The 18,786-nt window shown below is 64.3% G+C and carries 16 protein-coding genes and 2 pseudogenes; 3 read left to right on the top strand and 15 right to left on the bottom strand.

The window, feature by feature from the left end; genetic code table 11:
- Positions 1 to 2: 2 nt before the first annotated feature.
- The 15 genes and pseudogenes from trbG to PSEMAI1_RS0107520 form a co-directional block, all read right to left on the bottom strand.
- On the bottom strand, positions 3 to 1,016 hold the full coding sequence (trbG, locus tag PSEMAI1_RS0107595) for a P-type conjugative transfer protein TrbG (RefSeq protein ID WP_024302299.1): 1,014 nt from the start codon (positions 1,014 to 1,016) through the stop codon (positions 3 to 5).
- Entirely contained in the window at positions 1,013 to 1,717 is a 705-nt protein-coding gene (trbF, locus tag PSEMAI1_RS0107590; RefSeq protein WP_024302298.1) for a conjugal transfer protein TrbF, read from the bottom strand. The genes trbG and trbF overlap by 4 nt, the downstream gene beginning before the upstream one ends.
- Before the next feature lie 24 nt (positions 1,718 to 1,741).
- Positions 1,742 to 3,121 (bottom strand): P-type conjugative transfer protein TrbL, encoded by a 1,380-nt coding sequence (gene trbL, locus PSEMAI1_RS0107585; RefSeq protein ID WP_024302297.1) that lies wholly within the window; start codon positions 3,119 to 3,121, stop codon positions 1,742 to 1,744.
- 11 nt (positions 3,122 to 3,132) lie between these two features.
- A complete protein-coding gene (gene trbJ / locus PSEMAI1_RS0107580) occupies positions 3,133 to 3,861 on the bottom strand; it encodes a P-type conjugative transfer protein TrbJ (protein WP_024302296.1) in 729 nt (242 codons plus the stop codon).
- On the bottom strand, positions 3,858 to 6,308 hold the full coding sequence (gene trbE / locus PSEMAI1_RS0107575; RefSeq protein ID WP_024302295.1) for a conjugal transfer protein TrbE: 2,451 nt from the start codon (positions 6,306 to 6,308) through the stop codon (positions 3,858 to 3,860). Before trbE ends, trbJ begins: the two co-directional genes overlap by 4 nt.
- Before the next feature lie 10 nt (positions 6,309 to 6,318).
- Positions 6,319 to 6,588: a VirB3 family type IV secretion system protein gene (locus PSEMAI1_RS0107570; protein WP_024302294.1), complete on the bottom strand. Its 270-nt coding sequence runs from the start codon at positions 6,586 to 6,588 to the stop codon at positions 6,319 to 6,321.
- Positions 6,585 to 6,962: a TrbC/VirB2 family protein gene (locus tag PSEMAI1_RS0107565; RefSeq protein ID WP_024302293.1), complete on the bottom strand. Its 378-nt coding sequence runs from the start codon at positions 6,960 to 6,962 to the stop codon at positions 6,585 to 6,587. Before PSEMAI1_RS0107565 ends, PSEMAI1_RS0107570 begins: the two co-directional genes overlap by 4 nt.
- Positions 6,959 to 7,999 (bottom strand): P-type conjugative transfer ATPase TrbB, encoded by a 1,041-nt coding sequence (gene trbB, locus PSEMAI1_RS0107560; RefSeq protein WP_024302292.1) that lies wholly within the window; start codon positions 7,997 to 7,999, stop codon positions 6,959 to 6,961. Before trbB ends, PSEMAI1_RS0107565 begins: the two co-directional genes overlap by 4 nt.
- Positions 7,996 to 8,460 carry a ribbon-helix-helix protein, CopG family gene (locus PSEMAI1_RS0107555; protein ID WP_024302291.1) on the bottom strand — a complete coding sequence of 155 codons (465 nt, stop codon included), beginning with the start codon at positions 8,458 to 8,460 and terminating at the stop codon, positions 7,996 to 7,998. Before PSEMAI1_RS0107555 ends, trbB begins: the two co-directional genes overlap by 4 nt.
- A complete protein-coding gene (locus PSEMAI1_RS0107550; RefSeq protein ID WP_024302290.1) occupies positions 8,457 to 10,460 on the bottom strand; it encodes a conjugal transfer protein TraG in 2,004 nt (667 codons plus the stop codon). Before PSEMAI1_RS0107550 ends, PSEMAI1_RS0107555 begins: the two co-directional genes overlap by 4 nt.
- Positions 10,461 to 10,680: 220 nt before the next feature.
- Positions 10,681 to 10,956 carry an EexN family lipoprotein gene (locus PSEMAI1_RS0107545; protein ID WP_024302289.1) on the bottom strand — a complete coding sequence of 92 codons (276 nt, stop codon included), beginning with the start codon at positions 10,954 to 10,956 and terminating at the stop codon, positions 10,681 to 10,683.
- Positions 10,953 to 11,519 (bottom strand): annotated as a pseudogene (locus tag PSEMAI1_RS21185) (LysR family substrate-binding domain-containing protein); the annotation flags it as partial. The pseudogene PSEMAI1_RS21185 and the gene PSEMAI1_RS0107545, both read right to left, overlap by 4 nt.
- A gap of 33 nt (positions 11,520 to 11,552) precedes the next feature.
- Positions 11,553 to 12,718, bottom strand: a protein-coding gene (locus PSEMAI1_RS21180; RefSeq protein WP_156943102.1) for an IS3 family transposase whose coding sequence is annotated in 2 segments (ribosomal slippage) — positions 11,553 to 12,454 and positions 12,454 to 12,718 — 1,167 coding nt in all. Because the reading frame shifts where the segments join, the coding sequence is not laid out codon by codon here.
- Between the two features lie 60 nt (positions 12,719 to 12,778).
- A pseudogene (locus tag PSEMAI1_RS0107525) lies at positions 12,779 to 13,654 on the bottom strand (tyrosine-type recombinase/integrase); the annotation flags it as partial.
- 227 nt (positions 13,655 to 13,881) lie between these two features.
- Positions 13,882 to 15,648: a GGDEF domain-containing protein gene (locus PSEMAI1_RS0107520; RefSeq protein ID WP_024302285.1), complete on the bottom strand. Its 1,767-nt coding sequence runs from the start codon at positions 15,646 to 15,648 to the stop codon at positions 13,882 to 13,884.
- Positions 15,649 to 15,876: 228 nt separating this feature from the next.
- On the opposite strand from PSEMAI1_RS0107520, the gene PSEMAI1_RS0107515 reads away from it, so the two are divergent.
- The 3 genes from PSEMAI1_RS0107515 to astE all read left to right on the top strand — a co-directional run bounded on the left by PSEMAI1_RS0107515 (position 15,877) and on the right by astE (position 18,728).
- Positions 15,877 to 16,665, top strand: a complete 789-nt coding sequence (locus tag PSEMAI1_RS0107515; RefSeq protein WP_024302284.1) for an alpha/beta fold hydrolase — start codon at positions 15,877 to 15,879, stop codon at positions 16,663 to 16,665.
- Between the two features lie 25 nt (positions 16,666 to 16,690).
- Positions 16,691 to 17,476 carry an enoyl-CoA hydratase-related protein gene (locus PSEMAI1_RS0107510; RefSeq protein WP_024302283.1) on the top strand — a complete coding sequence of 262 codons (786 nt, stop codon included), beginning with the start codon at positions 16,691 to 16,693 and terminating at the stop codon, positions 17,474 to 17,476.
- Between the two features lie 238 nt (positions 17,477 to 17,714).
- Entirely contained in the window at positions 17,715 to 18,728 is a 1,014-nt protein-coding gene (astE, locus tag PSEMAI1_RS0107505; protein WP_024302282.1) for a succinylglutamate desuccinylase, read from the top strand.
- Positions 18,729 to 18,786: the final 58 nt, after the last annotated feature.

Below are 18,786 nucleotides of genomic sequence, written 5' to 3'. Positions count from 1 at the left end.
GGTCAGTTCCCCCGCGCTGCGCCCACGATTCCATCCGTGCGCTCAATGCGCACCACTTCGCCCCCATCGCTTCCCTTTCCACCGCCCAGGCGCAGTTCGGCCGCACCGAACAGCCGATCCACGATGTAGTACGGCGGACGGAAACGATAGTTCACCAGTTGCCCGTCGCCTTGAGCGCCGATCACGAACAGCGGCGGCAGTTCGCCTTGGGCGATGCCTGGCGGGAACTGGATATAGACCTTTTCGCCGTCGTCGAAGGCGCGCAGCGGCTTCCATGGCGGCGTGCTGCCGCTGATGGCGTAGCGGAAGCGAATCTTCTCCAGCGACAGGCCGGCATCGATCGGTGCAGTCGCCTGCGCGGCCTGCGCCTGACGTTGCAGGGCCAGCATCCGATCTTTCGGGTATTCCCACGACACCGAAGCCATCCAGGCGCGTTCGGTCGAGGTCAGCTCGATCAGGTAGGTGCGCCGACTGCTGGTGATGACCAGATTGGTTTTGAGCCCCGAGCGGATCGGCTTGACCAATACGCTGACACGCAACGCGTCGCCTGTGCCGCTGGAGGTGTCACCGACGATCCAGCGTACCGTGTCGCCAGCGGCAACCGTCACCAGTTCCTCGCCGGGTTGGAGAGAAATCACAGTTACCCGCCCCGGCGCCGCATAGACCTGATACAGCGCACCGTCCGTGAAGGGCCAGACCTGGATGGCGTTGACGTAGCCCTCGCGCGTGGGCGCAATGCGCGCCTCGGCGTTGGCACGCGATACCCGCAGCTTTTCATCGGCGGGTTCAGGTGCAGTCTTGACCTCGATGCTCTCAGGCAAAGGATTCATCTGCGCCGGCATCGGCAGCACCTTCGGCACCTCCACCACCTCAATCGGCTTGGGCGGTTCGGGCAGCGGCTGGGCCTGCACTGGCTCATCGAGCGAGATGGCTGGTGGCGGCGTGCCCTGCGTGGCGCAGCCCGACAGGGATGCAAGCGTCAACACGAAAGCGTAAATGCGGAAAGACTGGTTCATGGCTTGGCTCCTTCGGTGGCATCGAGTTCGCGGCTCCACGACAGGCCGTTGACGTAGATGCCCAGAGGGTTCTTGCGCAACCGCTGCTCGGTGCGCGGGGTTTGCAGGACGGTGGAAATCACGGCGTTCCAGCGTTCGGTGCCGGCCGGTGCGCCGTTGACGAAGCGCTGCTCGGTCCAGCGCACGTTGAAAGACGCATCGCTGGCGCGCACGACGCTGGTGATCTGTACCGTGACCGACTCCTTACCGACGCGGGCAAACGGGTCATGGGTACGCGCGTACTCGTTGAGCACGCCTGCGCCGCGATCGGTGGTGTAGTCGTAGGCGTCGAGCCAGTTCTGCCGCACGACGATGGGATCGATCGACAACGAACGAACTAGCACGACAAAGTGCGCCAAGTGATAAGCGACCTGCGCATCGTTCGGTCGGTAAGGTGTGGCGGCCTCGCCGACCGCCCGCATCTGGCCGACCTGATCCACTTCCACCACGTAGGGCGTGACGATGGACTGCGCCGAGCGCCACACCAGGCCGCCCGCCATCAGCAACGCGAGCGACAAGCAGCCGAAAGCCATCAGCCGCCAGTTCTTCGCCTGTACGCGGGCCGAGCCGATGCGCTCGTCCCACACCTGGGCTGCGGATTGGTAGGGAGTGGCAGGCTGCGGCGTATCGGCATAGCGCACCTGCGGTCGTTTGAATCGCATGGTTTGTTCTCCTTATGAATGGCTTCAATCGTCGGAACTGTGCAAACTCGGGCCGCTGCTCGAACTGCCACCGTCGCCTCCACGCAGCGTGTGGGCGGCGGTCGTGGCGGCATGGCTGATCTGCTGGCGGCGATGCAGGCGCTTGGCCCAGGCGGGTTGTGCCTGTTGCTGCGGGTCGGCACTGCCGGAATTGGCTTCGCTGGCGGTGGATTGGCCTGATGCGGCGGCGCCTCCAGATGCCGGCCCCGCCTCGTCGGAACGGAAAGCAGATGCCGCGCGCTCCTTGAGCGAGCGCATCCCGGCGGCGGCCTTTTGCCCAACAGCTTGCGCACCGGTCTTGGCAACGTTGCCCACGCCGGCAGCGGCGCCCTTGAAACCACCGCCCGCTGCTGCAGAACCCGCTTGATAGGCCGAGCGCGCGCTGCCTGCGGTCGAGGCAGCGGCACGCGCGCCGCTGGCGGCCATCTTGGCGGCAGCCGGTGCCATGCGCGCCCCGGCCACCACTGCGCTGCCGACGCCGGTTGCGGCGGCACCGACCGCAACGGCCGTACCGGCTGCACCCATCGCTGCACCGGCCATTGCACCCGCGCCAAGCTGCGGCGCACCGGACACCAGGCCGGTGGCGATGCCGGGGCCGAAGATGCCGAGTGCCAGCATGGCGAGCGAGGCCAGCATCACCACCAGTGCATGGTCGACGGAGGGTTCACTGGGTGTGACCTGAAACTCGGCGAACAGCCCCGTTCCAATACCCACGATCACGGCCAGCACCAGCACCTTGATGCCCGACGACACCACGTTGCCGAGCACCTTCTCGGCGAGGAAAGCGGTCTTGTTCCAGAGCGCGAACGGCACCAGTACGAAGCCGGCGAGCGTGGTCAGCTTGAACTCGATCAGCGTGACGAAGAGCTGCACCGCCAGCACGAAGAAGCTGATGATGACGATCAGCCAGGCGAGGAACATCACGACGATGGGCGCGATGTTGATGAACACCTCCGGGAACCCGGCCATCTCGCTGATCTGCTGCAGGATGGGCGCAGCGGCGTCGATGCCGGTCTTGGCAAGGCGCCCCGGCTGCAGGAAGGTCGCCATGGTCAAGGTCGAACCGGAAGCCGTCAGGCCCAGGCCTGCGAAGGACCGGAACACGATGCCCGAGAGCCAGTTGAAGTTGCCGATGATGTAGGCGAAGGCGCCGACGTAGAGCACCTTGCGCAGGAGCTTGGCCATCACGTCTTCGCCCTGGCCGGTGGCATGACCCAGTGCCCAGTAGAGACCAGCCAGGGTCATGTCTATCGCCACCAGCGTCGCGGTCAGGAAAGCGACTTCACCGTGCAGCAGGCCGAACCCCGAATCGATGTACGTGGAGAAGACATTGAGGAAACGGTCGATGACGGAAACGTCGTTCATGGCCGCATCCGTCAGTTGCCGTAGAAGTTCACGGATTGCGGCGTGTACGCCGTGCCACCGCCGATGAAGCGGCGCGTCACCTCGCGTCCACGCTCGACGGCGGCGGCTTGCCGAGCCAGTTCCAGCGAGGCCGCGCGACCCTGCGTGAGCTGGAGCTGCTGGGTCTGGATGGACTGCTTGGCTTGCAGGGCCAGGAGCTGATTGGTGGCCTGCATCGCCTGCAAGGCGCCAGTGGCCGATTGACTCTGGTCGACCAGATCGGCCAGCACGCCCTCATCCTGGCTCAGGTTCTGCGACACTTGCGCCTGCATGCGCATGGCGGTCTGCAAGCCCTGGAGCGTGTTTTGCCAGCGCTGGTGTGCGTCCTGGAACATCTGGTTGCCGCTCACGGTGGCGGCGTACTGCTCCGGGTACTGTTGCGCGAACTGCTGGTCCATGTTCTGGATATCGAAGGCCAGCCCCCGAGCCTGGGCGATCAGTTGGCGCGTGGTGTCCAGGTTCGACCGCAGACGATTGACCACGTTGAACGGCAGGCTCGCGAGGTTGCGAGCCTCGTTCATCAAGGACTGCGCTTCGTTCTGGAGTTGCTTGATCTGGTTGTTGATCTGCTCCAGCGTGTGCGCGGCAGTCAGGATGTTCTGGGCCAGATTCGTGGGGTCGATGACGACCCATTGCGCGTGTGCGACGGGCATGGCACCGATCAAGGCGGCAACAGCGACGGCAAGAAGACGTTTCTTCATGGTGAAACCTCCGGAAGTTGAGAAGCAAGGAAGGACGCGGCCGAGGGAGCGGACGGCAACAGGTCGGCCGCCCAATCGAGGCCGCGATGACGCAGCCAGGCGCCGGCGAAGCCCGGTGTTTCGGCATCGCGCAGCACGCTGTCGATGGCGCGTTGGTCCTGCGGCGTCGAAGCGCCTGCAAAGGCGAGCGTGACCGGCCCGAGGTCCAGGTCGAACAGGCGGTTGCCCAGACGCGACTGGTAGTAGTAGTCGCGCTTGGGCTGGGCGGTGGCGACGATCTCGATTTGCCGGGCATTCAGCCCGAAGCCTTCGTAGATCGTGCGAATCTGCGGCTCGGTGGCCTGCGGATTCGGCAGGAAGATGCGGCTGGCGCAGCTTTCGATGATCGCGGGCGCGATGGTCGAGTCCTTGATGTCGGCGAGCGACTGCGTGGCGAAGATGACGCTGACGTTCTTCTTGCGCAGCGTCTTGAGCCATTGGCGAAGGCGCGCCGCGAACACCGGGTCGTCCAGGAACAGCCAGGCCTCGTCGAGGATCAGCAGCGTCGGCGCGCCGTCGAAACGCTCATCGAAGCGCGCGAACAGATAACCCAGCACGGCCAGCACCGCCGCCTTGCTGTGCATCAGCTCTTCCATCTCGAAGCACTGCACGTCCGCAGCACCCAGCCGGTCGCGGTCGGCGTCCAGCAGCTTGCCGTGTGCGCCGCCCAGCACGTAGGGTGCGAGCGCCTGGCGCAGCGCGTTGGATTGCAGCAGCACCGACAGGCCAGTGAGCGTGCGCTGCTCCACGGGCGCGCCCGCGAGACTGACCAGCGCCGACCAGATGGCCGCTTTCTCGTCCGGGCCGACGCTGATCCCCTCGTGCCGCAGGCGACCTTCAACCCATTCGGTCGCCCAGGTGCGATAGCCTTCCCGGTCGATGCGCGCGAGCGGTTGAAAAGCGATCGAACCGTCGGCACCCAGGTCGTAGTGCTCGCCGCCCAGGCCAAGAATGGTGGCGCGCATCGAGCGTCCCATGTCGAAGGCGAAGATGCGTGAGCCGGGATAGCGGCGGAACTGCATCGCCAGCGTGGCGAGCAGCACCGACTTGCCCATGCCGGTCGGGCCAGCCACCAGCGTATGCCCCACGTCACCGATGTGCGTGACCAGCCGGAACGGTGTCGCGCCTTCGGTGCGCGTGACGATCAACGGCGGGCCGTCGAGGTGCTCGTTCTTCTCGGGTCCGGCCCACACCGCCGACACCGGGATCAGGTGCGCGAGATTCAGCGTTGAGACGATGGGCTGGCGCACGTTGGCGTAGGCATTGCCCGGCACTGACGACAGCCACGCCTCCACCGCGTTCAGCGTTTCCGGGATGGTCACGAAGCCACGGCCCTGGATGACGCGCTCCACATGGCGCAGCTTCTCGTCGGCCATGTCGGCATCGGCATCGAGCACCGTCACGGTCGCGGTGACGTAGCCGAAGGCGACCTGATCGCTGCCCAGCTCCTGCAGGGCCGCATCGGCGTCGCCGGCCTTGTTGCTGGCGTCGGTATCGACCAGCGGCGATTCCTGCTGGAAGATCGACTCGCGCAGCAGCGCGAGGACGTTCTTGCGCTTGGCGAACCATTGCCGGCGCAGGCGGCCCAGCTCCTTCTCGGCCTCGGCCTTGTCCATGCAGAGGAAGCGCGTGCTCCAGCGGTAGGCGAAGCCCAAGCGGTTGAGGTCGTCCAGAATCCCCGGCCAGGTCGAGGTCGGAAAGCCACGCACCGTCACCACGCGCAGGTGCTGGTCGCCCAGCATGGGCGCCAGGCCGCCGATCAGCGGCGCATCGGCCAGCAGCGCATCAAGATGGAACGGCACTTCCGGCACCGCCAGCGAATAGCGCCGCGCCGAGACGGTCGCGTGCAGGTAGGTCAGCGTTGCGCCATCGTCCAGCCAGGCGATCTCCGGCATCACGCCATCGAGCAGGTCGTAGATGCGGTCGGTTTCGGCGATGAAGGCCGCGAGGCGTTCGCGCCAGTCCACGCCGACGCTGGGTGTGTTCTCGTACAGCAGCTTGGTCGCGCGGGCGCGGGATTCTTCCGGCGGCAGGTAGGCGAGCGTGAGGTGATAGCCGCTCTCGAAGTGGTGGCCGGAGTCCTCGAAGGTCGCGCGGCGCTCCTCGTCCACCAGCCAGGACAACGGTTCGGGAAAGGTCGAGTGCGGATAGTCCGCCGCCGGCCGGCGTTCGGCTTCAATAAACAGCGCCCAGCCCGAGCCCAGTCGGCGCAGCGCGTTGTTCAGCCGCGCCGTGGTGGCAATCAGCTCGCCCTGTGTGGCACTGTCCAGGTCCGGCCCACGAAAGCGCGCCGTGCGCTGGAAACTTCCATCCTTGTTCAGCACGACACCCGGCGCGACCAGACCGGCCCACGGCAGCCAGTCGGCCAACAAGGCTGGGCGCTGGCGGTATTCGGCGAAGTTCATCATGGCGCGGTCCTCACACGTCCAGCAGCGGCTTGTGCTTGATGTGGCGGGCGAACACCTGCATGAACTGCGCATCGACGCGCGCCCCCCAAACGGCGAGCGCGTGGCCGGCGATCCAGAGCGCCAGCCCGGGAATCCACATTTGCAGGCCCAGCCCAACAGCGGCGGCCAAGGTGCCGTTGGCGATCGCCACGGTGCGCGGCGCGCCGCCCAGCAGGATCGGCTCGGTCAGCGAGCGGTGCAGTGGCACTTCGAAGCCCGGCAGGTCGGTGGCCGTGCTCATACGACGGCACCACCGGAGAAGCTGAAGAACGACAGGAAGAACGAGGACGCGGCGAAGGCGATGGACAGACCAAAGACGATCTGGATCAGCTTGCGAAAGCCCCCCGACGTGTCGCCGAACGCCAGCGCCAGACCTGTCGAAATGATGATGATGACCGCGATGATCCGGGCCACCGGCCCCTGGATGGAGTCGAGGATGGATTGCAGCGGCCCTTCCCAGGGCATCGAGGAACCGGCCGCCTTCGCGGTGCCGGCCATCGTCAGCATCGCGGCTGCCAGCAGCAGGCCGTGATGCGCAGGCTCGGCCAGACGGCGCAGGTGAGCGCGGATCGAAGCCGGATTTACGGAAAAGCGGAAAGCATGGGCGTGCGTCATGGCAGTTCTCCAGAGTGGTTGAGGGACAGGGAAGGAATGTCGGAAGACAGCGGCAGCAGTTCTGGAAACGGCGTTTCCAGCACGTCCGCCAGGCGATAGCCCGCGCCGTCGAAGCCGGCGACACGGGCGATGGTTTCGATACGGCGTTTGTGGCCACGGCCGACGATGAACACGACGACGTTCACCGCCTCGGCAATCAGTGCGCGCGGCGGATTCACCGCGACTTCGAGAACCAACTGTTCCAGGCGCAGCAACGCGCCCAGCGCGGAACCGGCGTGGATGGTGGCGATACCGCCGGGGTGGCCGGTGCCCCATACCTTGATGAGATCCAGGGCCTCGCCGCCGCGAACCTCGCCGACCACCACGCGGTCGGGGCGCAACCGCATCGTGGCGCGCACCAGCTCGGTCATGGAGACCACGCCTGCGCGCGTGCGCAGCGGCACATGGTCGCGCGCGGCGCATTGCAGCTCTATGGTGTCTTCGAGCACCAGTACGCGGTCGCCGGTGACGGCGATCTCGGCGAGCAAAGCATTCGCCAGCGTGGTTTTTCCGGTGCTGGTGCCACCGGCGATCAGGATGTTCTGCCGCTCCCGCACCGCATGGCGAAGGAACTCGGCCTGTGGTGCGGACAGAATGCCGTCGGCCACATAGCGATTCAGGCCGATGATGTTCACAGCCCGCTTGCGCAGCGCGAAGGCAGGCCCCGGTGCAGCGGGCGGTAGGATGCCCTCGAAGCGTTCGCCTGTCTCGGGCAGTTCGGCAGTCAGAAGCGGTTGGCCGCGATGCACTTCGGCGCCGATGTGCGCCGCGACCAGCCGGATGATCCGCTCGCCATCCTCCTCGGACAGTTCCACGCCCAGCGGTGCGCGGCCGGAGGATAGGCGATCCACCCACAGTGACCGGTCGGGATTGAGCATGATTTCCACCACGTCCGGGTCTTCCAGCGCGGCGGCGATCACTGGCCCCATGGCCGTGCGCAGCATGCGGATGCGGCGGTCGAGCAATGTGGTGGTAAAGGACTCGGGTTGCGCGCTCATGAGGCGCGCTCCTGGACTTCAACCTGCGCCGCCGCTTCGTCCAGTCGCGCAGAATCGGGTTGAAGCTCCTCCACCACGTCGCGCACCAGACTGCGCCCACGCAACAGGTGACGGCCGAGCTGTTCGACGAACTGCTCGAAGCGCGCCTTGCCTTGGGCGCGGGCCGCTTCCTGGTGAGCCTCGGGAACCGGCGTGCTGACGGTCAGGAAGTAGCGAACAAATAGCGCCAGCGTCTCGATCTCGATGTTCTGATCGCGCTCCAGCCGCTCGAACTGCCGCGACAGCCGGTCCAGTCGCTTGGCGATGGCCGCCTCGCGCTGATCGCCCGCATCGGGCGACAACCAGGACGCCAGCGCCGCCGCGACGATGGACGACTTGGACACGCCTTTCTTGGCAGCCAGCTCGTCCAGGCGCTTGGCATGTTCGGGCGGAATGAACAGGTTGAGGCGGTATTGGCTCATAGCTGGATTCCGTCGTCAGGATCGAGGGATGCCAGCCGGGCCGTGCGTTGCATGGCCGGGTCGAGCTGGCGGGGAAGCGGCAGCGGCAAGTCGTCGTCATCGAGCAGCGCCAGGTCGTTGCTGGCAGGTTCCTGTTCGGGGTGGTACTCGGCGACTTCGGATAGCTCTGGCTGACGGCGCGGTCCACCGTCATCGGTGTTGCCGGCTTCGCCGTCGGTCGAGGCCGTGCAGACGGGTGCGATTGGTACGGAGGGGATCGCCAGACCACTCCAGTCGTCAGGCTGCCGAGGCGGTGCATCGGCGTAGCGCCCCGCCGCGAGCGCGGGCGGCGGCAGTACGCGCCGCTTGAAGTTCGCGTCGGCGTAGTAGCGCAGCTTCTTGGCCCTGATCGGCGCCACGCTGGACACCATCACCACGGCCTCGTCGGGCGGAAGCTGCATCACCTCGCCTGGGGTGAGCAGTGGCCGCGCAGTCTCTTGCCGCGACACCATCAGGTGCCCCAGCCACGGTGCGAGCCGGTGCCCGGCGTAGTTGCGCTGCGCGCGCAGCTCGGTGGCGGTGCCGAGCGTTTCGGAGATGCGCTTGGCGGTGCGTTCATCGTTGGTGGCGAACGTCACCCGCACATGGCAGTTGTCGAGGATGGAATGGTTCTGGCCGTAGGCCTTGTCGATCTGGTTGAGCGACTGCGCGATCAGGAAGCTGCGAATGCCATAGCCGGCCATGAATGCCAGGGCCGTTTCGAAGAAATCGAGTCGGCCAAGGGCCGGGAACTCGTCGAGCATCAACAGCAGCTTGTGGCGGCGTGCGATGCCGTCGCTGCCGTCCAGCGATTCGGTCAGGCGCCGGCCGATCTGGTTGAGGATCAGCCGCACTAGCGGCTTGGTGCGGCTGATGTCCGAAGGCGGCACAACCAGGTACAGCGATACCGGATGCTCTGCCGAAATCAGGTCGGCGATGCGCCAGTCGCAACGCGAGGTGACTTCGGCCACCGTGGGGTCGCGGTACAGGCCGAGGAAGGACATGGCCGTGGACAGCACGCCCGAACGCTCGTTGTCGCTCTTGTTGAGCACTTCGCGTGCGGCCGAGGCAACGACAGGATGAGGCGTGTCACCGAGGTGCCGCGTCGTCATCATCCGATGCAACGTCAGCTCGAACGGGCATGCCGGGTCGGACAGGAAGTTGGCGACGCCGCGTAGCGTCTTGTCCTCGCCGGCATAGAGGACGTGGAGGATGGCGCCGACCAGTAAGGCGTGCGAAGTCTTTTCCCAATGGTTGCGGCGCTCCAGCGCGCCTTCCGGGTCCACCAGGATGTCGGCGATGTTCTGCACGTCGCGCACTTCATGCGCGCCGCGCCGGACCTCCAGCAGCGGGTTGTAGGCGGCCGACTTGGGATCGGTGGGGTTGAACAGCAGGCAGTGCGAAAAGCGCGAACGCCAGCCGGCGGTGATGGACCAATTCTCGCCCTTGATGTCGTGGACCACGGTGGACGCGGGCCAGGAAAGAAGCGTTGGCACCACGAGACCGACGCCCTTGCCAGAGCGCGTCGGAGCAAAGGTCAGGACGTGTTCCGGTCCTTCGTGCCGCAGGTACTGGCCGTCATGCAGCCCGAGAAAAACGCCGGTTGGCTGATTCAGCCCGGCTTTGCGTATGTCCGCAGCATCGGCCCAGCGCGCAGAGCCATAGGTCGTGACCAGTTTCGATTGCCGCGAACGCCACACCGACATACCGATGGCAACCAGCACGGCGACCAAACCACTGGCGCCCGCGATCGCGCCACCGATGTCGAAGACATGCGGCGCGTAGGCATCGAAGAAGAACCACCACTCGAACAGCCGCCAGGGGTGATAGACCGGCGTGCCGAAGAAATCGAACCAGGGCGAGCCAAGGCGTAGTTGATAGCCCAGGACGGCGGCGGTCCATTGTGTGGCACTCCACACACCGGCGATCACAATGCCGAAAACAACGGCGATCTGCCCGAACAGCACACCTTGACCTTGCATTCTGGCCTCCGATTTCTCCCATGTGGCAAAAGGCACGAAGACGTGCCGTTGTCATCAGGATCGTGGTCAGAACAAGGCCGGTCAAAGACCGTTATCGGGACAAAGATGCCTCAGAAAGCATTAATTCAAGTAGGGGGAAAGCCAATAAAAACGCCGCAGGCGATGGCGCGCTACGGCGTATCGAGAAAATAAATGCAGTTTTTTTGCGAGTCGCCCCAAATCAAAACTTGGGAGGTTCCTTTGGCGGCGTATAGGGTGTTTTGCCGTCGCCAAGAAAACGTCGGTTCGTCGCTTCGGCGACTCGATTACAGAGTTCGTCGCCGAGCTTCGCACGGTCGGTCTTGCACTGCTGGCGCAATGCCTTCAATCGCTCTGGATTAGCGGTGAGCGAGTCGACCGTTTCGGTCGGACTGTACGTACTGGTCGTCGCGATCGGTTCGGATTTGCCGCAAGCTACCAGTATTGCGGCAAGCAAAAGCGGGATGATCTTCTTCATGGCTCGATTTCCTCCGACGGATCTGGTTTCACTCGTGCAGCAGATGTTTTTCCATTTGGTGGTTCAACGGCATAGACCCGTTCGATGAAGCGGGCCAGAACGTCCGACGGTTCCGCCCCCACACGCAGAAGGTAAGTCGTGAGCATGTGAGGGCCACCGGCCAGAGGTCGTGCTACGACACTTAGGTCTCGGTTCGGAGCTATATGAGAAGCGCCAGCCAGTCCCAGCGCAAAGCCAGCGGACACCAACGCCATCATCAAGTCGAAAGATGCGACTCGTTCGGCGATCAGCGGCTCCTGGTTTACTTGGCGCAGCACGCGTTCGATTTGACGTGCGTGTCCCTCGCATGTGTTCGAATCCGCGAGTGCCAAGGGGTAGCGCAGCACTTCATCCAGAGGCACATGCTTGTAGGCCAGTAAGGGGTGACGTGCGGGAACTGCCACCATCAATGGGTCATGCCATACGGGTTCCACAATAAGTCCGTCACCAGTCTCATCCAACTGGGCAAATCCTATGTCGTACAGATCGTCGTGCAGCCCTTTGATCTGCTGCGACAGGGGTACTGGGGTGTCCTGGCAAGAGCGGACAGCTCCGATTCAAGCGGCCTTGGCTGAATTCCAGTACCTCCGGGTAAATTCAGCCGGCGCCAAGTAGCCAAGCCGCGAGTGACGGCGTTGGCGGTTATAGAAGATTTCGATGTACTCCCTGATCGATGCCTCCGCCTCCGCCCGCGTTGCGTAACGGCGATGGTGGACGAGCTCGTTCTTCAACGTTCCCCAGAAGCTCTCTATCGGCGCATTGTCGAAACAGTTCCCCTTGCGTGACATCGAGCTATGCATCCTGAACTGCGTCAGCAAATCCCCGTAGGCCTTGGCGCAGTATTGGCTGCCACGATCCGTATGGTGGATCAAGCCGGCCGGCGGCCGCTGGTGCTGGACCGCCCGGAACAGCGCCTTGCTGACCAGTTCGGTCGTCATCCGCGCGCCCATCGCATAGCCAACGATCTCGCAGCTAAACACATCCTTCAGTGCCGCTAGGTACAGCCAGCCCTCGTCCGTCGGGATGTACGTTATATCACCCGTCCAGACCTGATTCGGGCGGGTCGGCTCGAACACCTGACCCAAGACATTCTCCGCGACCGGCAACGAGTGGGCCGAATTGGTGGTCGCCTTGAACTTGCGCTTCTGCCGGCACCGGATGCCTATCTGGCGTCGTAAACGGTCGATGCGATCACGCCCGGCCTCAAAGCCCATCGCCGCCAGTTCTGGCTGCAAACGGCGTACGCCATAGGTTTCCCGTGTTTTGGCATGTGCCGCCCGGATCGCCACTTTCAGCCGCTCGTCCTCTTGTTCTCGCTCAGATGGAGAACGTCCACGCCAGCCATAGTACCCAGCACGGGACACCGCTAGAACCCGGCAGGCCACCACCACCGGGAATAGGTTTCGGTGCTCTTCTATCCACGCGTACCGGGCAGTGATGCCTGAGCAAAGTACGCTGCAGCTTTTTTTATGACGTCTCGCTCCAGGCGTGCCTCTGCCAACTCCTTGCGCAGCTTGGCGTTCTCTGCTTCCAGCTCCGTGACACTGCGCGCCCCCGGCGCCGGTTGGTCACCGCCAGACCTCGCCGCTACAACCCAGTTAGCCAATGTACCCTTGGGGATACCCAGCCGCCTGGCCGCCCCTTCAAGGCTGAGCCCTTGCTCAAGTACCAGCTTTACCGCCTCAGAACGGAACTCTACTGGATATGTCTTTCTGGTCTTCATTTCACACTCCCGATTGTCAATGGTAACAATCGGAACTGTCCGCGGGAATCAGGCTACCCCACCTTCCTGCCTCGGCGCTGTCGAAAGCAGCCGGTAGGCTTCCTCGCTTATGGGCTTGGACATGCCGCCGGTCTTGCTGTCGGGCCAGACGACGCGGCGGTTTTCCAGATCGATCCATTCCCATTCGAGCGAGACGATTTCGCCACGGCGGCCGGCAAACTCGAATTGCAGGCGGATCGCCAACGGGATGACGTAGTTCTCCAGTCCCTCGGCCTCGATTTTGTCAAGCTGCCGGAACAGCTTGCCCATGTCCTCGTCGCTGATGAGGTGGGTGGACTTGCCGGCAGGGAACATCGGGACATGGCGGCAAGGATTGGTACCGTCAGGTCGATAGCCCCACACCTCAGCCAAGTTGAACATCTTGCGCAGGATACTAAACGCTTTGTTCGCCTCGGTCTGCTTGTACGAAAGCTTTTCCATCAGCCCGGCAATGTCAGGGCGCTTCACGTCGTGGACCTTCTTGCGACCCAGCAGCGGGATGATGCAGCGGTCGATGACGCCTTGATAGCCGACTCGGGTGCTGGGCTTGTTGCGCTTTTTGGAGTGATCCTCCATGAACTTCTTGCACAACTCCTCGACGGTGGGCGCTTTGCGAGCTTCCGCCTTGGCTGCGCCGGGATCACCACCCCGGCGTACCTGGGCCAGCCATTCCTGTGCGAGCGAGCGGGCCTGGTCGACGGTCAGTTCCCCGTACTGGCCCAAGGCAGGCTTGCGGCGCTCGCCGGCGTTCGTCCGGTACTGGAGCATGAACACCTTGCGGCCCGACGGGGTAATCTTGCACAAGAAGCCGGGTACCAGCGTATCCCGGAGTTCGACGGCCTGCGCCTGTGGTTGTGCCGCATCGACAGCGGACTTGGTGAGCTTGATTTTTGCCACGATGACTCCTCGGAAAGACCCGGTTCCCAGGAGCCTTCTAGGGGCCAGCAGACAGGAAGTCGGGTCAAGTTTCAGAAAGCACCGGCATATGATGAACTCGCCTAAGTTATTGATAAACCTGCTGTATCTAGCCTTGGCGTAGTCCAGCGAAGTGCCGGGCTGGAGTCATGGTGAAATAAAAAACCGGCGAGCGCCGGTCGGTCTTGTTTAACTATCAAGCACATCGCTCAGGGCTTGCCACGGCCCCGCCGCTCGATGAACAGGCTGCTGCCGAGCTGCTTCTTGGCCATCTTCTTGGCATCGGCCACGGCCAGCGACACCTCGTGATGAGACAGGAATTGCCCGCTGCCGGCGGGGAGCACGCCGATCGACACACTGGTCAACGGGAAGAAGGCCAGCTCGCCGTTGCGCGCCGTCACCTCGAAGCCATTCGTCTCGCGGTGCACCTCGTCGAAATGCGCCTGGACCTGACGGTCGAAGGAAGCGATCACCTCCATCAGCCGCGCCTCCCAGCCCTCGCTCTGCATCAGCAGCACGAAGTCGTCGCCACCGATGTGCCCGACGAGGTCGCGGGCCGGATCGGCCACCTGCTGCAGCAGATTCCCCAGCAGACGGATCAGGTCGTCTCCGGCGGCGTAGCCGTAGAGATCGTTGAACGGCTTGAAATGGTCAAGGTCGGCGTAGGCGACGACGAAAGGCTCGCCGCTGTCGAGCAGGCGGTCGATGGATTCGGAGATCGGCACGTTGCCTGGCAGGCCGGTCAGCGGGTTGGCGTAGCGCGCCGCCGAGATCTGCATCTCGGTGATCTTGCGCATCAGGTCGAAACCGGTGCCCATGCCGAGGTAGCGGCCGTTCTCGGTGATGATGAAGCCATCGATCAGATGCCGGCGTTCGGCCGCCACCACCAGGCTGGACAGCTCCTGCACCCCCATCTCGGCGCCGACGATCAGCGGCTCCTTGTCCATCAGCGTGCGGCACGGCTTCTTGCCGTACAGCTCGCGGTTGAAGGGGCGGGAAAAGCTTTCCAGGAAGTCATGCCGCCGCAGCAGCCCCACCGGCACCCCCTCATTCACCACCGGAATGGCGAAGCGTTCCGGCGATTCGGCGAACAAGCGGTAAGCAACCTCGTTCGCCACCGTCTGCTCCAGCGGCATGACCTCGACCAGCAGATCGCGCGCTATTGCCTGGCGCGGCCCGCCCAACCGCTCTCGCGCGTCGGCGTACAGCAGGGAGCGCACCTCGGACGGCACCTCGCGTGCCGGCAGCGGCGCCGGCCGGGCGAACAGATAGCCCTGCCCGTAGCGCACCCCCAGCCGGCGCAACACACGCAACTCGGCCACGGTCTCGATACCCTCGGCCACCAGCAGCGCACCGGACTGGCGCGCGATGTCGACCATCGAGCGCACGAACTGCTCCTTGAGCGGGTCATGCTGGATGTCCTGAACGAAATGCTTGTCGAGCTTGACCACGTCGGGGCGCAGCTCCGACCACAGCCGCATGTTGGAGAAGCCCTCGCCCAGGTCATCCAATGCGATGCGAAAGCCGCTGTTGCGGTAATGGCTGGCGGCCTCGCGCAACGCCTGGTAGCTGGCATCGGGGTGGGTTTCGGTCAGTTCGATGACGATGCACTCGCTGGGCAGACCCAGCATGTTGAGATAGGCCAGCGTCTCGCCCGGCTTGTGCTCCGGCGCCAGCAGGGCTTGCGGGCTGATATTGAGGAACAGGCAGCCGGGCAGTTGATGCTCGACAAAGGCCTCGGCCGTGACCCGGCGGCAGGCGCGGTCCAGCGCCACCAGCGAGCGGCATTGTTCCGCCGCGGCGAACAGGCTCACCGGCGAGTGCAGCGGGCTGTTGGACGGCCCGCGGATCAAGCCCTCGTAGCCCAGGATGCTGCCCTCCTCCATGTCAACGATGGGCTGGAAAACGGGCAACAGACGGCGCTCGTTGATGATGACATCCAGTTGATGGCAGAGGGAGAGATCGCAAGCCGACATAATGAAACGCCTTCCTGGCGCAACTGCTTTTTTAACAGCCGTGCAATATAACGTTAAACGATGACAGGATCGTGACGATGGCCATCTGATTATTCCCGATGCAGATACCCTCCCCCTGGCACGCACCTCGTCACGCCGACCGCCCCCTCCCGCCAGCATTGCAACTGGTCATCGGCCGAATCTTGGGAATAGAATGAAATCTGGATAACGCCAGTGGGAAGCACTGTCATGCCTCATGCCACACTGAACGGACATCGCATCTATTACGAACTGAGCGGCCACGGCGACAAGACGCTGGTGCTGTTCAACGGCATCACCATGTCCACCGCCGCGTGGACGATGATGGCGCCGCCGCTGGAGGCGCATTACCGCCTGCTCCGCCTCGACTTCCTCGGCCAGGGCCTGAGCGACAAGCCGGAGGCCGACGTCTACCTGCTGGAGCAACAGGCGGAATTGGCCTGGCATCTGCTGCAGCAGTTGTCGATCGACAAGGTGCACCTGGCCGGCCTGTCCTACGGCGGCATGGTGGCCCAGTACTTCGCTCACCGTCACCCGGAATGCATCGACCGGCTGCTCCTGGCCTCGACCCTGGCCTGGTCGGACGAGGTCAACGCCCGCATCAGCGACAGCTGGATCGCGGCGGAAGCGTCCGGCGGCCTCGACCTGCGCTACGACGTGAGCATCCCGTGGTTCTTCTCCAGCCGCTTCCTGGTCGGCAATGCCGCCCAGCTTCAGGAGTTGAAGATGATCGCCGGCATGGTCGACTGGCCCGCGGTCACCTGCCTGATCGCTGGAGTCAAGCGCCACGACGCCCGCACCTGGCTTGCCGAGATACGGGTCCCCACCCGCGTCATCGTCGGCAACGAGGATCGCCTGACACCGCTCTACCAGTCGGAAATTCTTGCCAACAGCATCCCCGGCGCCTCGCTGCACGTGCTGCCCGCCATCGGCCACGTCATGCACATCGAGGCCCCGGATATCTTCGCGCACGAGATTCTCCGCTTTTGCACGCCCTGACTCACAATAACAAGGAGACTCCCCTATGCTGCATCCCATCCTGCAATCGGTAGACGACAAGGGCATCGCCACCATCACCCTCAATCGGGCGGAACTACACAACGCGCTGGACGACGCCATGATCGTCCGCTTCACCGAGGCGCTGGAAAGCCTGATCGCCGACCAGCGCGTACGCGTCATCGTGCTGGCGGCCGCAGGCATCAGTTTTTGCGCAGGGCATGACCACGCCTGGATGCAGCGCATGGCCGGCTTCGACCAGGACGAAATCCGGCAACACGCCCGCCTCTTGGCCAAGCTGCTGACCACGCTCGACAACTGTCCCAAGCCGACCATCGCCCGGGTACAGGGCTCGGCCTTCGGCATCGGCGCCGGGCTGCTCGCCTGCTGCGACGTCGCCATCGGCGTGTCCGAGGCACTGTTCTGCTTCTCCGACGTCAAGCTGGGGGTGATCCCAGCTGCCGTCGCGCCATACGTGATGCGCGCCATCGGCGAGCGGGCGGCACGGCGCTACTTCATCACCGCCGAACGCTTCAACGCCGGCAAGGCAAAGCGCCTGGGGTTGATCCATCTGGTGGTGGAGGATGAAGAACTGGATATGGCCGTCGCGCAGATGTGCCGCCAGGTGCTGCTCAACGGCCCGCAGGCGATGGCGGCAGCCAAGCTGCTGGTGCGCGAACTGGGGGGAAAGGCCATCACCGCCGACACCATCGAGACGACCATCGAGCGGATCGCCCAGATCCGCACCAGTGCGGAGGGCCAGGAAGGCATCGCCGCCTTCCTCGAGCAACGGGCACCGTCCTGGCTAGACTGAAAAACCCTCCACGATCTGCCGCGCGCCCAATGCCGCCCGGGGCACAGCCCGGACGCCCGGGACAGGGCGCGCAGCAAGATCGTGAGAGGATTCCGCTCGTCCGGTTGCACCCCCTTGCCACGCCGACTGAAGCATTTCCGCAATTACGCCATCAAACTTCATCTCTGCGGCATCACTACAGACGGCGCCGACACTTTCGTGAAAAATGGGGCCATCCTTTTCACGACATGCCTGCCCGATGAACCTGCCCTCCCCTTCCTACGATTTTCTGACCAGCACCCTGCAGAACCTTCCCCCGGAGACTCCCGAATGGTCTCTGGCCAACGGCGCGACGGCACGCTGGCATGAGCGTGGCATTCTCGAACTGATCCCGTCACAGTTGAACGACGCCACCGACCGCGTGCTGGTTTCCTGCGGCGTACACGGCAACGAAACGGCGCCAATCGAAGTCGCCAACGGCATCCTGCTCGACATCCAGCAGGGACACCTGCCACTCGCAGCGCACGTGCTGCTGATGTTCGGTAACCCCGAGGCGATGCAGGCCGGCGAGCGTTACCTCGATTACGACATGAACCGCCTGTTCAACGGCCAGCACGCCAAGCACCCCGCCACCCGGGAAGCGCAACGCGCCGCGCTGCTGGAACAAGAGGCAGCGGCGTTCTTCGAGCGCGCGCCGGCCGGCTGTCGGCGGCTGCACTACGATCTGCACACGGCCATCCGCGGTTCGGTGTTCGAGCGCTTCGCCATCTACCCCTATCTGCACGAGCGCGACTACAACCGCGAGCAGCTGTGCTGGCTGGAATCGGCCGACATCACCACGGTGCTGCTGCACAGCCAGCCCGCCGCCACCTTCACCTATTACACCAGCCGCCACCACCAGGCCGACTCCTTGACGCTGGAGCTGGGCAAGGCCCGTCCCTTCGGCGAGAACGACCTGTCGCGCTTCGCAGGCATCGACCAGGCGCTGCGCCGGCTGCTGAGCGGCCGACGCGAACCGCTGCCGCCGTTTGCCAACGAGCGCTTCCAGCTGTTCCGCGCCAAGTACGACCTGGTCAAACACAGCGACGCGTTCCGCCTGCACCTGCACGACCAGGTCGAGAACTTCACCCTGCTGGAAGACGGCTTCGTGATCGCCGAGGATCAAGACGTGCGCTACCAGGCGCAAGGCGGCAACGAGCGCATCCTGTTCCCCAACCCCAAGGTCGGCAACGGCCTGCGCGCGGGCATCGTGATCGAGCCGGTCACGATCTGAGCGGGGGGATATATTGATAAAGACAAACAGCCGGGTTTGCCCGGCTGTTTTCGCCTGA

The organism is Pseudogulbenkiania sp. MAI-1 (genome assembly GCF_000527175.1).
In the GTDB taxonomy this organism is placed as follows: domain Bacteria; phylum Pseudomonadota; class Gammaproteobacteria; order Burkholderiales; family Chromobacteriaceae; genus Pseudogulbenkiania.
Note: the sequence above shows the minus strand (reverse complement) of the source record. Positions and strands in the feature narration are given on the sequence as shown.

Coding starts and splice junctions, on each gene's coding strand:
- trbG (WP_024302299.1), bottom strand. CDS start 1,016: ATGAACCAGTCTTTCCGCATTTACGCTTTCGTGTTGACGCTTGCATCC.
- trbF (WP_024302298.1), bottom strand. CDS start 1,717: ATGCGATTCAAACGACCGCAGGTGCGCTATGCCGATACGCCGCAGCCT.
- trbL (WP_024302297.1), bottom strand. CDS start 3,121: ATGAACGACGTTTCCGTCATCGACCGTTTCCTCAATGTCTTCTCCACG.
- trbJ (WP_024302296.1), bottom strand. CDS start 3,861: ATGAAGAAACGTCTTCTTGCCGTCGCTGTTGCCGCCTTGATCGGTGCC.
- trbE (WP_024302295.1), bottom strand. CDS start 6,308: ATGATGAACTTCGCCGAATACCGCCAGCGCCCAGCCTTGTTGGCCGAC.
- PSEMAI1_RS0107570 (WP_024302294.1), bottom strand. CDS start 6,588: ATGAGCACGGCCACCGACCTGCCGGGCTTCGAAGTGCCACTGCACCGC.
- PSEMAI1_RS0107565 (WP_024302293.1), bottom strand. CDS start 6,962: ATGACGCACGCCCATGCTTTCCGCTTTTCCGTAAATCCGGCTTCGATC.
- trbB (WP_024302292.1), bottom strand. CDS start 7,999: ATGAGCGCGCAACCCGAGTCCTTTACCACCACATTGCTCGACCGCCGC.
- PSEMAI1_RS0107555 (WP_024302291.1), bottom strand. CDS start 8,460: ATGAGCCAATACCGCCTCAACCTGTTCATTCCGCCCGAACATGCCAAG.
- PSEMAI1_RS0107550 (WP_024302290.1), bottom strand. CDS start 10,460: ATGCAAGGTCAAGGTGTGCTGTTCGGGCAGATCGCCGTTGTTTTCGGC.
- PSEMAI1_RS0107545 (WP_024302289.1), bottom strand. CDS start 10,956: ATGAAGAAGATCATCCCGCTTTTGCTTGCCGCAATACTGGTAGCTTGC.
- PSEMAI1_RS0107520 (WP_024302285.1), bottom strand. CDS start 15,648: ATGTCGGCTTGCGATCTCTCCCTCTGCCATCAACTGGATGTCATCATC.
- PSEMAI1_RS0107515 (WP_024302284.1), top strand. CDS start 15,877: ATGCCTCATGCCACACTGAACGGACATCGCATCTATTACGAACTGAGC.
- PSEMAI1_RS0107510 (WP_024302283.1), top strand. CDS start 16,691: ATGCTGCATCCCATCCTGCAATCGGTAGACGACAAGGGCATCGCCACC.
- astE (WP_024302282.1), top strand. CDS start 17,715: ATGAACCTGCCCTCCCCTTCCTACGATTTTCTGACCAGCACCCTGCAG.